This is a genomic window from Nocardia sp. NPDC055002 (assembly GCF_053608825.1).
The window spans coordinates 351,927-365,977 of the sequence record NZ_JBSGWE010000005.1 but is presented as its reverse complement, the minus strand read 5'-3'; the positions used below and the strand labels follow the sequence as shown (position 1 = coordinate 365,977).

The 14,051-nt window shown below is 64.8% G+C and carries 8 protein-coding genes; 2 read left to right on the top strand and 6 right to left on the bottom strand.

What is annotated here, in order from left to right; genetic code table 11:
* The first annotated feature begins 18 nt into the window (after positions 1 to 18).
* Positions 19 to 852 carry a hypothetical protein gene (locus ACWF99_RS22990; RefSeq protein ID WP_452537314.1) on the top strand — a complete coding sequence of 278 codons (834 nt, stop codon included), beginning with the start codon at positions 19 to 21 and terminating at the stop codon, positions 850 to 852.
* 55 nt (positions 853 to 907) lie between these two features.
* Here ACWF99_RS22990 and ACWF99_RS22985 read toward each other — a convergent pair whose 3' ends face one another.
* The 5 genes from ACWF99_RS22985 to rplJ form a co-directional block, all read right to left on the bottom strand.
* Positions 908 to 4,861 (bottom strand): DNA-directed RNA polymerase subunit beta', encoded by a 3,954-nt coding sequence (locus ACWF99_RS22985; protein ID WP_378634269.1) that lies wholly within the window; start codon positions 4,859 to 4,861, stop codon positions 908 to 910.
* Between the two features lie 105 nt (positions 4,862 to 4,966).
* On the bottom strand, positions 4,967 to 8,467 hold the full coding sequence (gene rpoB / locus ACWF99_RS22980) for a DNA-directed RNA polymerase subunit beta (protein WP_358060948.1): 3,501 nt from the start codon (positions 8,465 to 8,467) through the stop codon (positions 4,967 to 4,969).
* A 644-nt stretch (positions 8,468 to 9,111) separates the two neighbouring features.
* Positions 9,112 to 10,191 carry an ABC transporter ATP-binding protein gene (locus ACWF99_RS22975; protein ID WP_378634266.1) on the bottom strand — a complete coding sequence of 360 codons (1,080 nt, stop codon included), beginning with the start codon at positions 10,189 to 10,191 and terminating at the stop codon, positions 9,112 to 9,114.
* A 231-nt stretch (positions 10,192 to 10,422) separates the two neighbouring features.
* On the bottom strand, positions 10,423 to 10,809 hold the full coding sequence (gene rplL / locus ACWF99_RS22970; protein WP_056814330.1) for a 50S ribosomal protein L7/L12: 387 nt from the start codon (positions 10,807 to 10,809) through the stop codon (positions 10,423 to 10,425).
* A gap of 62 nt (positions 10,810 to 10,871) precedes the next feature.
* Positions 10,872 to 11,435, bottom strand: coding sequence for a 50S ribosomal protein L10 (rplJ, locus tag ACWF99_RS22965; RefSeq protein ID WP_062988862.1), 564 nt, complete (start codon positions 11,433 to 11,435; stop codon positions 10,872 to 10,874).
* A gap of 417 nt (positions 11,436 to 11,852) precedes the next feature.
* Here rplJ and ACWF99_RS22960 point away from each other — a divergent pair, with 417 nt between their 5' ends.
* A complete protein-coding gene (locus ACWF99_RS22960) occupies positions 11,853 to 13,469 on the top strand; it encodes an MFS transporter (RefSeq protein WP_452537313.1) in 1,617 nt (538 codons plus the stop codon).
* A gap of 40 nt (positions 13,470 to 13,509) precedes the next feature.
* On the opposite strand, the gene ACWF99_RS22955 is transcribed toward ACWF99_RS22960, so the two are convergent.
* Positions 13,510 to 14,049, bottom strand: coding sequence for an NADPH-dependent FMN reductase (locus ACWF99_RS22955; RefSeq protein ID WP_452537312.1), 540 nt, complete (start codon positions 14,047 to 14,049; stop codon positions 13,510 to 13,512).
* Positions 14,050 to 14,051 lie beyond the last annotated feature (2 nt).

The window sequence follows — 14,051 nt, the reverse complement described above, 5'->3', positions numbered from 1 at the left end:
GCGAGGCCGCTAGTCTGAATGACCCCCTATGCGGCAACAATCCAGGCGGTGACGGTGCACGATCCGATGGCAGATGTCGAACGGGCGTTGGCCGCGCAGGTCGGCTGGAATTGGGTCGACGACCACCTGCTGTACGCCTGCGAGATGCTGTCGCGGTTGCGGGCGGGCGGCATCGCGGCGCTGGAGCCGTACCCGACGTCGATCGTGATGGAGGAGCAGGAGACCTGCTTCGGTGAAGGCCAGGGCATGTGGGCGGCGTTTCGTAGGCCTGAGCTGCCGCCGCCACCGCCGCCGACAATTGCCCCATCGGTGGTCGCGGCCGTCCCGCCGTCAACTCCAGTTTTTGTTCCACCACGCGGCAGCTCGCGCCGCGATATCCAGCGAGCCCGCACGGCAGCCAACGCCGCGGCTTTCAACGCGAGACAACGAAGCGAACGTATGGCGGTTCAGATGGTTCAGGCGGCGGCCGAGGCCGCACGCGTGGCAAACGCCGCGGCAGCAGCGGCTCGCGAGCAGGCGGCTCTGCCACGCTGGATACCGGAGCCGAGCGGCCGCATCACCCTCACGAATCGTCGAATCCACCTCGCCAACCAATATCGCTCGTCCCCGATCCCGCTCACGGCATTGGAGCACATCGAGTTGACCCAACCCGACCGGCTGCGAATCCGATTCACCGAAGCGACCACATCGCATTACCTCGAATTGGCGACGCCATGGGCGGCGCCGGCGTTCCTTGTCGCCAGCCAGGCGAGATTCCCCCATCACCCGCAACTGATCAGCGGTTCCTGGTTACCGCACGGCTTCGAGGAGCGCTGTCATATCGCGGGTAAACCCTACCGGCGAGTGCGCTGACCCGGACACGACGAACGCCCCGCTCCAAGAAGGAACGGGGCGTTCGGGTTACTGCTTAGCGGTAGTCGCTGAAGCCGTAGTCGTCCAGCGGCACTGCTGCGCCGGTGGAGGAGCCGAAGCTGTCCGGGGAGTAGTAGGTGTCGTCATAGGACGGCACCGCGTACGCCGCGGCACGGGCTTCTTCGGTCGGCTGCACCTGGATGTTGCGGTAACGGTTGATACCGGTACCGGCCGGGATGAGCTTACCGATGATCACGTTCTCCTTCAGGCCGATCAGCTTGTCGGAGCGGCAGTTGATAGCCGCGTCCGTCAGCACTCGGGTGGTCTCCTGGAAGGAAGCCGCCGACAGCCACGAATCGGTGGCCAGCGACGCCTTGGTGATACCCATCAGCACGGGACGGCCCGAAGCCGGCTCGCGGCCTTCGGCCACCACGCGACGGTTCGAGTTCTCGAACTCGGCGCGCTCGGTGAGCGAACCGGGCAGGAACTCGGTCGCACCCGAATCGATGATCGTCACACGACGCAGCATCTGGCGAACGATGACCTCGATGTGCTTGTCGTGGATCGACACACCCTGCGAGCGGTAGACCTCCTGGACCTCGTGGACCAGGTGGACCTGCACCTGACGGGGACCCATCACGCGCAGCACCTCGTGCGGATCGGCAGCGCCCTCGAGCAGCTGCTGACCCACCTCCACGTGGTCACCGTCGGCCAGCAGACGCTCGGAGCCGTCGTCGTGCTTGAAGACACGCAGACGCTGACGCTTCGAGAGCTTGTCGTAGACGACTTCTTCCGACCCGTCATCAGGGATGATCGTGATCTTGTAGAAGCGGTCGTCGTCCTCGAGACGCACCCGACCCGAGACCTCCGCGATCGGCGCCTTGCCCTTGGGGACACGGGCCTCGAAGAGCTCCTGAACACGCGGCAGACCACCGGTGATGTCGTCGCCCGCGACGCCACCCTGGTGGAAGGTACGCATGGTCAGCTGGGTACCGGGCTCACCGATGGACTGGGCCGCGACGATGCCGACGGCCTCGCCGATATCGACCAGCTTGCCGGTGGCCATCGAACGGCCGTAGCAGGTGGCACAGACGCCGGTACCGGTGGTGCAGGTCAGCACGGAGCGGACCTTCACCTCGGTGATACCGGCCGCGAGCAGCGCGTCGAGCGCGGGGTCGCCGAGGTCGGCGCCCTTCGACACGACGACATTGCCCTTGGCATCCACCGCGTCGGACGCGAGCGTCCGGGCGTAGGTGGAGGTCTCGACGTGCGCGTCACGGATGATCGTGCCGTCGGCCAGCTTCTCCGCGATCGGCACCAGGATGCCGCGTTCGGTGCCACAGTCCTCTTCGCGGACGATGACGTCCTGCGACACGTCGACCAGACGACGGGTCAGGTAACCCGAGTCGGCGGTACGAAGCGCCGTGTCGGCCAGACCCTTACGAGCACCGTGGGTGTTGATGAAGTACTCGAGCACGGTCAGGCCCTCACGGAACGAGGACTTGATCGGGCGCGGGATGAACTCACCCTTCGGGTTCGTCACCAGGCCCTTCATACCCGCGAGGGTACGGGTCTGGGTGAAGTTACCCGTGGCGCCGGAGTCGACGATCGTGATGATCGGGTTGTCCGGCGGGTAGTGGGTACGCAGCGCGGCACCCACTTCCTCGGTGGCTTCCTGCCAGATCTTGACCAGGGCGTTGTTGCGCTCGGAGTGATCGAGCGCGCCACGCTGGTACTTCTTCTCGATCAGGTCCGCCATCGACTCGTAGCGTTCCATGATCTCGGGCTTCTCCGGCGGAACGAGCACGTCCGACATGGAGACGGTGACACCCGAACGCGTGGCCCAGTAGAAGCCGGCGTCCTTGAGCTTGTCGACGGTCTGCGCGACGACGATCATCGGGTAGCGCTCGGCCAGATCGTTGATGATCGTGGCCTGACGCTTCTTCGGCATCGGCTCGTTGATGAACGCGTAGTCCGCCGGGAGCAGATCGTTGAAGATCACGCGACCCAGGGTGGTCTCGGCCAGCCACGCTTCGCCGCGCTTCCAGCCGTCCGGGAACAGCTCGTTCTCGATGTCCCGCGGCGGGCGCTGCTCGGTCAGTCGCACCTTGATGGTGGACCGCACGGTCAGCTCGCCACGATCGACGGCCATCTGCGCCTCGGCGGGCGAGGAGTACACGCCGTACTCCGGCACATCCTTGGCGGCGGCCTTGTAGGTGCCGACACCGTTCTCGTCGAGGCGGGTCAGGTAGAACAGGCCCGTCACCATGTCCAGACGCGGCATCGCCAGCGGGCGACCCGACGCCGGGGACAGGATGTTGTTCGACGACAGCATCAGGATGCGTGCCTCGGCCTGCGCCTCCGCGGACAGCGGAAGGTGCACGGCCATCTGGTCACCGTCGAAGTCGGCGTTGAACGCCTCACAGACGAGCGGGTGCAGCTGAATGGCCTTGCCTTCGACCAGCTGGGGCTCGAAGGCCTGGATGCCGAGGCGGTGCAGGGTGGGCGCGCGGTTCAGCAGCACAGGGTGCTCGGCGATGACCTCTTCGAGGACATCCCACACCTGAGCGCGCTGACGCTCGACCATCCGCTTGGCGGACTTGATGTTCTGCGCGTGGTTCAGATCGACCAGACGCTTCATGACGAACGGCTTGAACAGCTCGAGCGCCATCAGCTTCGGCAGACCACACTGGTGCAGCTTGAGCTGCGGACCGACCACGATGACCGAACGGCCCGAGTAGTCGACGCGCTTGCCGAGCAGGTTCTGACGGAAACGACCCTGCTTGCCCTTGAGCAGATCGCTCAGGGACTTCAGCGGGCGGTTACCCGGTCCGGTGACCGGACGGCCACGACGGCCGTTGTCGAACAGTGCGTCGACCGACTCCTGCAGCATCCGCTTCTCGTTGTTCACGATGATCTCGGGCGCACCCAGATCGATCAGTCGCTTCAAACGGTTGTTGCGGTTGATCACGCGGCGGTACAGGTCGTTCAGGTCGGAGGTGGCGAAACGGCCACCGTCGAGCTGAACCATCGGACGCAGCTCCGGCGGGATCACCGGGACAGCGTCGAGCACCATGCCCATGGGCGAGTTGCCGTTGGTCTGGAAGGCCGCGACGACCTTCAGACGCTTGAGCGCGCGCAGCTTCTTCTGACCCTTGCCGGAGCGAATGGTCTCGCGCAGGCTCTCGGCCTCGGCGTTGATGTCGAAGTTCTCCATCAGCTTCTGGATGGACTCCGCACCCATGGCGCCGGTGAAGTACTCGCCGTAGCGGTCGACGAGCTCGCGGTAGAGCACCTCGTCGACGATGAGCTGCTTGACCGACAGCTTGGTGAAGGTCGTCCAGATCTCGTCGAGGCGGTCCAGCTCACGCTGCGAGCGGTCGCGCAGCTGACGCATTTCGCGCTCGCCGCCGTCCTTGACCTTGCGACGCACGTCGGACTTGGCGCCCTCGGCTTCCAGCTCGGCCAGATCGGCTTCGAGCTTCTGCGCGCGGGCTTCGAGGTCGGCGTCGCGCTGATCGGCGACAGCCTTCTTCTCGACCTCCATCTCGGCTTCGAGCGTGGAGAGCTCGTTGTGACGCAGCTCCTCGTCGACACCGACGATGACGTAGGCGGCGAAGTAGATGATCTTCTCGAGATCCTTCGGCGCCAGGTCGAGCAGGTAACCCAAGCGCGACGGAACGCCCTTGAAGTACCAGATGTGAGTAACCGGAGCGGCCAGCTCGATGTGGCCCATCCGCTCGCGACGCACCTTGGCGCGAGTTACCTCGACGCCACAGCGCTCACAGATGATGCCCTTGAAGCGGACACGCTTGTACTTGCCGCAGTAGCACTCCCAGTCCCGGGTGGGACCGAAGATCTTCTCGCAGAAGAGCCCGTCCTTCTCCGGCTTGAGCGTGCGGTAGTTGATGGTCTCCGGCTTCTTCACCTCGCCGAAAGACCACTGGCGGATGTCATCGGCGGAGGCAAGGCCGATCCGGAGTTCATCGAAGAAGTTGACGTCTAGCACGTAACTTCCTTTCCCCTATTCGGGTCGAATTCGAGCAAAAGTTCACTAGTTGTCGAGCGCGGTGCGCGGTGCGGTCGCTTCCACAGCGACCGCACCGCTTACCACCTAGTTCGCCAGATCGTCGATGGTGGCGGCTTCGTTCCTGGACAGGTTGATGCCCAGGTTCGCGGCCGCGCGCTCCAGATCCTCGTCTTCGCCGCCGCCCATCTCGATCGCGGCGCCGTCCGAAGACAGCACCTCGACGTTGAGGCACAGCGACTGGAGTTCCTTGAGGAGCACCTTGAACGACTCCGGAATGCCCGGCTCCGGAATGTTCTCGCCCTTGACGATGGCCTCGTAGACCTTCACGCGGCCGACCACGTCGTCGGACTTGATGGTCAGGAGTTCCTGCAGCGTGTACGCCGCACCGTAGGCCTGCATGGCCCAGCACTCCATCTCACCGAATCGCTGACCACCGAACTGCGCCTTACCACCCAGCGGCTGCTGCGTGATCATCGAGTACGGACCGGTCGAACGGGCGTGGATCTTGTCGTCGACCAGGTGGTGCAGCTTCAGGATGTACATGTAACCGACCGCGACCGGGTACGGGAACGGCTCACCCGAACGACCGTCGAACAGCGTCGACTTGCCGTCGGCGTTGACCATCCGCTCACCGTCACGGTTGGGCAGGGTCGACCCGAGCAGACCGGTCAGCTCGTCATCCTTGGCGCCGTCGAAGACGGGCGTGGCGATGTTCGAGTCGGCCGGCGCGGCCAGCATCTCCTCGGGCAGCGTCGCCGCCCACTCGGGGCGGGTGCCGTCCGCGGCCACGTCGATATTCCAGCCGGCCTTACCGATCCACCCGAGATGGGTTTCCAGGATCTGGCCGATGTTCATACGACGGGGCACACCGTGGGTGTTCAGGATGATGTCGACCGGCGTGCCGTCGGGCATGAACGGCATGTCCTCGATGGGGAGGATCTTGCCGATGACGCCCTTGTTGCCGTGGCGACCGGCGAGCTTGTCACCGTCCTGGATCTTGCGCTTCTGGGCCACGTAGACGCGGACCAGCTCGTTCACACCGGGAGGCAGATCGTCGTCGTCCTCGCGCGAGAACACGCGGATGCCGATGACCTTGCCGGACTCACCGTGGGGCACCTTGAGCGAGGTGTCGCGCACTTCGCGAGCCTTCTCACCGAAGATGGCACGCAGCAGACGCTCTTCCGGGGTGAGCTCGGTCTCGCCCTTGGGCGTGACCTTGCCGACCAGGATGTCGCCGTCGCGGACCTCGGCACCGATGCGGATGATGCCGCGCTCGTCGAGGTCGGCGAGGACCTCGTCGGAGACGTTCGGGATGTCCCGGGTGATCTCCTCGGCACCGAGCTTGGTGTCGCGGGCATCGATCTCGTGCTCTTCGATGTGGATCGAGGTGAGAACGTCCTCTTCCACGAGGCGCTGCGACAGGATGATCGCGTCCTCGTAGTTGTGGCCTTCCCACGGCATGATCGCGACGAGCAAGTTCTTGCCCAGCGCCATCTCACCGTTCTCGGTGCAGGGGCCGTCCGCGAGGACCTGCCCCTTCTCCACCCGATCGCCCTCGTCCACGATCGGACGCTGGTTCGAGCAGGTGCCCTGGTTCGACCGGTTGAACTTGCGCATCCGGTAGGACTTGCGGCTGCCGTCGTCGGCCATCACGGTGACGTAATCGGCCGAGACCTCTTCGACCACACCGGGCTTCTCGTTGACGACCACGTCGCCGGCATCGACGGCTGCGCGCAGCTCCATGCCGGTACCCACGATCGGGGACTCGGAACGGATCAGCGGCACGGCCTGACGCTGCATGTTCGCACCCATGAGGGCACGGTTGGCATCGTCGTGCTCGAGGAACGGGATCATGGCCGTCGCGACCGACACCATCTGGCGCGGCGAGATGTCCATGAAGTCGACCTGCGCCGGCGTCACGAACTCGACCTCTTCGCCCGCACGGCGGACGAGGACCTTCTCCTCGAGGAAGCGACCTTCGGCGTCGACCGGGGAGTTGGCCTGCGCGCGAACGTAGCGGTCTTCCTCGTCGGCGGTCAGGTACTTGACCTCGTCGGTGACCTTGCCGTCGACAACCTTCTGGTACGGCGTCTCGATGAAGCCGAACGGGTTGACCCGCGCGTACACCGACAGCGAACCGATCAGGCCGATGTTCGGGCCTTCCGGGGTCTCGATCGGGCACATGCGGCCGTAGTGCGACGGGTGGACGTCACGAACTTCCAGACCGGCGCGCTCACGGGACAGACCACCGGGGCCCAGCGCCGACAGGCGGCGCTTGTGGGTCAGACCCGACAGCGGGTTGTTCTGGTCCATGAACTGCGACAGCTGGGAGGTTCCGAAGAACTCCTTGATCGCGGCGACCACCGGGCGGATGTTGATCAGGGTCTGCGGCGTGATCGCCTCGACGTCCTGAGTCGTCATCCGCTCACGAACCACGCGCTCCATACGAGACAGACCGACACGGATCTGGTTCTGGATGAGCTCACCGACGGTGCGCAGACGACGGTTACCGAAGTGGTCGATGTCGTCGATCTCGACGGGGACCTCTTCACCGCCGGGGGCGGTCATCGTGCGGTCACCGGCGTGCAGGCGCACCAGGTACTCGATGGTGTCGACGATGTCTTCCTTGGTGAGAACCGAGGAGGTCACCGGCTCGTGCACGTGGATGCCGAGCTTCTTGTTGATCTTGTAGCGGCCGACGCGGGCCAGGTCGTAGCGCTTCTCCTTGAAGAACAGGTTCTCCAGCAGAGTCTGCGCGGACTCCTTGGTCGGCGGCTCGCCCGGACGCAGCTTGCGGTAGATGTCGAGCAGCGCCTCGTCCTGGCCGGGCGTGCTGTCCTTCTCCAGGGTGGACATCATGATCTCGGAGAAGCCGAAACGCTCGACGATCTCCTCGGTCGTCCAACCCAGCGCCTTGAGCAGCACGGTGACCGGCTGACGACGCTTGCGGTCGATACGGACACCGACGGTGTCGCGCTTGTCGACGTCGAACTCCAGCCACGCGCCGCGCGACGGGATCACGCGCACGCTGTGCAGGTCCTTCTCGGTGGTCTTGTCGATGTTGTGATCGAAGTAGACGCCCGGGGAACGGACCAGCTGCGAGACGACGACACGCTCGGTGCCGTTGATGATGAAGGTGCCCTTGTCGGTCATCATGGGGAAATCACCCATGAACACCGTCTGGCTCTTGATCTCGCCGGTGTTGTTGTTGATGAACTCCGCGGTGACGAACAACGGCGCCGCGTAGGTCATGTCCTTCTCTTTGCACTCATCGATGGAGGCCTTGACCTCTTCGAAGCGCGGATCAGAGAACGACAGGGACATGGATCCGGAGAAGTCCTCGATCGGTGAGAGCTCTTCGAGCACCTCCTCGAGGCCGCCTGCGAGACCGACGTCGCCGCGAGCGGCTGCCTTCTCACGCCAGTCGGGAGTACCGACCAACCAGGCGAACGAGTCCGTTTGTAGGTCGAGAAGTCCGGGCACCTCCAAGGGCTCTCGGATCTTCGCGAACGAAACCCTCAAAGGGGCTCCGGGGATACCAGCCTTGGTCTGGGTGGAGACTGCCAAGATGCGTCCTTCCAGCACCTCACGCGCGTCGCGTGGTGGTCCGCGACCGTCGCTTGTCTGCTACGAATTCCGCTGGTTACAGCCCGAACGAAACCAGAACAAGCAGCAGCGGAAGTAACACCGGAAGGGTGGAACTTTCGAGTGCGAATCAAGGTGTGGACAGGAGGCAGCCAGCGCAACGTCCAAACTTACACCCCTAGACAAGGGAGTGTCAACATACCATCCGTGTGACCGCACGCACGGGATAACGCGCCGAAGCCCTGGACGCTGGCCGCGTCGGGTTCCTTCACCGCTGCGCGCCCTGCCGCCGACTCCCCCGAGCCGACTGCTCGCTTGGCGCTGAGCTCTCTATTCAACTGGCGCCGACCCCTGTCAGCTGGTGCTGGGCCGAATTCTCGCTGGCGTTGATGCCCCTCAACAGCTCACGCTGCTGTGAATAGGGTGACGGTTTGCGGGCCCCTCGTCAAGTGGCGCGCGAAGGTCTGTTCGCGATGCGAGATCGCCTGGCGCGCTGAGGATCCCCCACCCCGCGCCGCGGTCATTTTACTCGCGACACGCCGTGCGCGCCACCCCGGCGACGGCCGGTCAGCAGTTGTTTTCCGCCCTGTCACACAGAAGAGCCCCGGCCGTAGGCCGGGGCTCATCCGAGGCGTAAAAGTCGCTCAGCCGTTGATCTGGCCGTGCGGAACCGTCTTGAACGTTTCGGTGGGCTGATCGTTGCCGCCGTAGGCAGCCATCACCTGAGTGTCATCGGAGGAATCCAGCGACTCGCGGATCGCCACCTGCGCCGCGTGCGGCAGGGTGTGGATGATCTCGCGCACGCGCGCCTGGCGACGGAACACGGCCTGGCGGGCGGGCATGCCGGGCTCGGCCTTCATCTGCGGGATGATGCCGTCGATCTCCTCGGCGCCACCGTGGTGGTGACCGGCGTCGACGAGCGCCTGCTCGCGCGCCATCTGCGCCTCGTCCTTCTCCTCCGACATGCCGATCGGGCCGATCATGCGGCCGTTGAGGAACTGCTTGACCACCGGCTCCTCGCTGGTGAGCAGCACCTCACGGGGGCCGAACATCACCAGGTTGCGACGGAAGAGCATGCCGATGTTGTCCGGCACGGTACGAGCCAGGTTGATGTTGTGCGTCACGATCAGGATCGTGGCGTCGATCTGCGCGTTGATGTTGAGCAGCAGCTGCGCCAGGTACGAGGTACGCACCGGGTCGAGGCCCGAGTCGGGCTCGTCGACGAGGATGATCTGCGGGTCGAGGACCAGCGCGCGGGCCAGACCGGCGCGCTTGCGCATACCACCGGAGATCTCGCCGGGCAGCTTGCCCTCGGCGCCGAGCAGACCGGTCAGCTCGAGCTTCTCCATGACCACGCGGCGGATCTCGGATTCCGACTTCTTCGTGTGCTCACGAAGCGGGAACGCGATGTTGTCGTACAAATTCATCGAGCCGAACAGCGCGCCGTCCTGGAAAAGGACGCCGAACAGTTTGCGGATCTCGTAGAGCTCCTTGTTGGAGCAGGTCATGATGTCGGTGCCATCGATGAAGATCGACCCGCGCTCGGGCCGCAGCAGACCGATGAGCGACTTCAGGAACACCGACTTACCCGTACCCGATGGGCCGAGCAATGCACTGACCTCACCCGAAGGGAGCGTGATCGACACGTCCTGCCAAATTCGCTGTGAACCGAAGGATTTTGTTACACCCTCGGTCCTGACCTCGACGCCCACTGCTACCTCCATTGATCCCTGCGAGCACCCCACCCGCGTTCCCGCGCGCTCACATCACGGCGGTGCGCTACGACTCTGTGGGTCCGGTCACTGTAACCCATCAGTGAGACGGGGCACACCCCTACATGACTGAAGAGTAACCTGGCGCGGCTACTACGACCCGGATCACTTTCGCATGTCCGGACAAATAGCAAACGGGCGGCCCGGAAAGGACCGCCCGTTCACAACAGCACTGGTTCCGAATTACTTGACGGAAACCTTGGCGCCGGCCTCTTCGAGCTTCGCCTTGGCGGCCTCGGCGGCATCCTTGGCGACCTTCTCCAGGATCGGCTTCGGGGCGCCCTCGACCAGGTCCTTGGCTTCCTTCAGGCCCAGGCCCGAGACGATCTCACGGACCACCTTGATGACCTGGATCTTCTTGTCGCCGGCACCCTCGAGGATGACGTCGAACTCGTCCTGCTCCTCGGCGGCGTCGGCCGGCGCAGCAGCGCCACCGGCGGCGGCGACCGCGACGGGGGCGGCGGCGGTGACGTCGAAGGTCTCTTCGAAGACCTTGACGAACTCAGCGAGCTCGAGCAGGGTCAGCTCCTTGAAGGCGCCGATCAGTTCTTCGGTGCTCAGCTTTGCCATGGTGGTTCCTTTCGTGGTGTACCTCGCAGCGCATACGCACCCCGAGGCGGGTAATAGATGTCTTATTCGGCGTCAGCCGCGGGTGCTTCTTCGGCAGCAGGAGCGCCTTCGGCACTCGTGCGCTTCTCGAGCAGCGCCTGGGCGAGCCGGGCGACCTGCGAAGCGGGAGCGGCGAACAGGGCGGCAGCCTGCGAAGGCTTGGCCTTGAACGCACCGGCCAGCTTGGCCAGCAGCACCTCACGCGAATCGAGGTCAGCGATACGCTCGACCTCGGACACGGACAGCGCGCGGCCGTCCATGTATCCGCCCTTGATGACCAGGGACTTGTTGTCCTTGGCGAACTGCTTGAGCGCCTTGGCGGCATCGACCGGCTCACCCTGGATGAAGGTGATAGCGGTCGGGCCGACGAACAGCTCGTCGAGACCCGCCACACCGGCTTCGCCGGCAGCGATCTTGACCAGGGTGTTCTTGGCGACGGAGTACGTGGCGTCGGCGCCGAGCGCACGACGCAGCTCGGTGAGCTTGCCGACCGACAGGCCACGGTATTCCGTGACAACAGTGGCCGTGGAGTTCTTGAACTGCTCCGCGATCTCCGCGACAGCGGTGACCTTTTCAGGTTTCGCCATACTTCGCCTCCTCTCTGATGTCGGTTTCGTTGGTGCACTACCGAATCAGGGGCCGGCGACAAAACGAACGCCCCGGACGCAAGGCGTACCGGGGCGCAAAATATCTTCGGCCTCAGCTCTCCCTGCGTGGGTCGCCGGCAATGTCGCCGGACCTTCGATCGACACCGTGAAATTCGGCATCAACGACCAACGGTCTTCGGTAGAACGAATGGGTGTGGTCTTCGCCGGATGTATGCACATCCCGCATGACCGTTGACCACTGTACCCGCACCTCTCCCCATCTGCCAAAACGGGTGTCCCCCGGTCCGATTCGGCCGGATTTACTGTGATGCAAACCACTTCCGCAACGCAATGTGGCAGTGATCCTACCGAGAAGGTGTTACGCAGAGTGACAGTAATCTGGTTCACTCCAATGCTATGGCAACCTCCATAGTCGCTCCATCAGTGCTGCTGGACCGGCGTTCGCAGCGGTTTCTCGCGCTCGCCGTCATCTGTCTGGCCGAATTGCTGGTGGTGCTCGACAACACCATCGTCAATGTCGCCCTCCCCTCGATCGGCGTCCAACTACGGACCGGAGTCTCCGGCCTGCAGTGGGTCGTCGACGCCTACACCCTCACCTTCGCCGGCCTGCTGCTGGCGGCGGGCAACCTCGGCGACCGCTACGGCCGCCGCCGGATCATGACCGTCGGCCTCGTCGGCATCGCGGTGATGTCGGTCGGCGGCGCACTCGCCGAAACGATGACGCAGGTCATCATCGCCAGAGCCGCGATGGGCATCTTCGCCGCCGCGGTCTTCCCCGCCACCCTCGCCCTCATCATCAATATCTTCACCGACCGGCGCGAACGCGCGCTGGCCATCGCCGCGTGGACCGCGATGGCCGGGTTCGCGATCGCCATCGGCCCGATCTCCGGCGGCTGGCTGCTCGAACATTTCAGCTGGCATTCGGTGTTCTGGATCAACGTGCCGGTGGCGCTGGTCGCGCTGGTCGCGACGCTGATCTGGGTGCCCGAATCCCGCGCCGACCACATCGGCAAGCTCGATCTCGTCGGTATCGCGCTCTCGATCGCCGGGATCACGTTGCTGGTGTGGTCGATCATCGAAGCGCCGCACAATGGCTGGCTCTCGCTCACCACACTGTGCACCGCGGCGCTCGGCACCGTCCTGCTCGCCGCCTTCGTCACCTGGGAATTGCGCACTGCCGCACCGATTCTCGACATGCGGTTGTTCCGCAATCGCCGATTCTCGTTGCCCGCGCTGGCAATTGCCATCGGCTACTTCTCGATGTTCGGATTCCTTTTCCTGATCACCCAGTATTTCCAGGGCGTGCGCGAATACACGCCGCTCGAATTCGGCATCGCCTCATTGCCGTTCGCCTTCTCGGTCGCCATCGGCGCACCGGTCGCGACACTGCTGGCACAACGGGTCGGCACCACCGCGGTGCTGGTGATCGGCCTGCTACTCATCGGCGCGGGCCTCTACCTCGGCGGACAGGTCACCGTCGACAGCAGCTATCTGATCGGCGTCCTGCCCTCGATGGTGTTGATGGCGCTGGGTCTCGGCATCGTGCAGGGACCGGCCACCGAATCGATCATGTCCTCACTGCCGCTGAACGAGGCGGGGGCGGGTTCGGCGGTCAACGACACGACGCGCGAGATCGGCGGCACGCTCGGTGTCGCGGTGCTCGGCTCGATCGTGGCCTCGTACTACACCAGCCGGATCGGCGCACGCATCGACGCCATCCCGATGGGCATCATGAACGACAACGAGAAGAGCCTGGTCAAGGCCAGTCCGCTGAGCGTGCTGGAACTGCGCAAACGTGAGCTCGCGCCGTTCTTCGAGACCCAACGCGAGAACCTGATCGTCGCCATGAAGGCCGCGACGCTCCAGGGCGCCCACGCCGCGTCCCTGGTCGCCACCGTCGCGGTGCTCGTCTGCGCGGTGATCGTCGCGATCTTCCTGCCCTGGCGGCCGCATGACGGAGAGTCCGTACTGCTCGGCTGGCGCGAGACCGAGGACACCGAGACGAAGAACTGACTTAACGCGCACCGGGCCGTCGCGGCCCGGTGCGCGCACGTCACACTCCGATTCGACGGAGATGAGCAGCCAGCTCGACCAGTGCGATCGACGCGTTCAGCGGAAACTCCCGATCCGCGACCAGACCGTTCTCGTCGACCTCGGCGCCGAGCACCGGCACCCGCAGACACGCCCGCTCGACGACATCGGCGCCGACATAACCGAGCACCGTGGACAGCGTGTCCAGCGCACCCTCGCCGCGGCCCGGTTGAGCCACCGACAACCAGGCCGTGGGCTTCTCGTGCAGGTCCGCCGTACCGACGGTCCAGTCGAGCAGGTTCTTCAAGCTGCCGGGCAGCGTCCCCGCGTATTCGGGGGTGCAGATGAGTACCGCGTCCGCGCTGGCGAGCTCGGCGCGTAGGTCGATCACCGCGGGATAGTCGTCCGGATCGTCGCCGGGAACGAAAGCGGGCAGCTCACGCAGGCCGGTGTAGAGGTCGGCGCGCATTCCGTCGAGCGCGAGCCCGGCCACGGTGCGGAGGGCGGCGGTATTGGTAGATCCGGCTCTGGTGCTGCCGGAGATCAGCAGAATCCTGGTCACAC

Bases quoted from the DNA above. Each gene is read 5' to 3' on its own strand.
- ACWF99_RS22990 (WP_452537314.1), top strand. From the start codon at position 19: ATGACCCCCTATGCGGCAACAATCCAGGCGGTGACGGTGCACGATCCG.
- ACWF99_RS22975 (WP_378634266.1), bottom strand. From the start codon at position 10,191: ATGGAGGTAGCAGTGGGCGTCGAGGTCAGGACCGAGGGTGTAACAAAA.
- rplL (WP_056814330.1), bottom strand. From the start codon at position 10,809: ATGGCAAAGCTGAGCACCGAAGAACTGATCGGCGCCTTCAAGGAGCTG.
- rplJ (WP_062988862.1), bottom strand. From the start codon at position 11,435: ATGGCGAAACCTGAAAAGGTCACCGCTGTCGCGGAGATCGCGGAGCAG.
- ACWF99_RS22960 (WP_452537313.1), top strand. From the start codon at position 11,853: ATGGCAACCTCCATAGTCGCTCCATCAGTGCTGCTGGACCGGCGTTCG.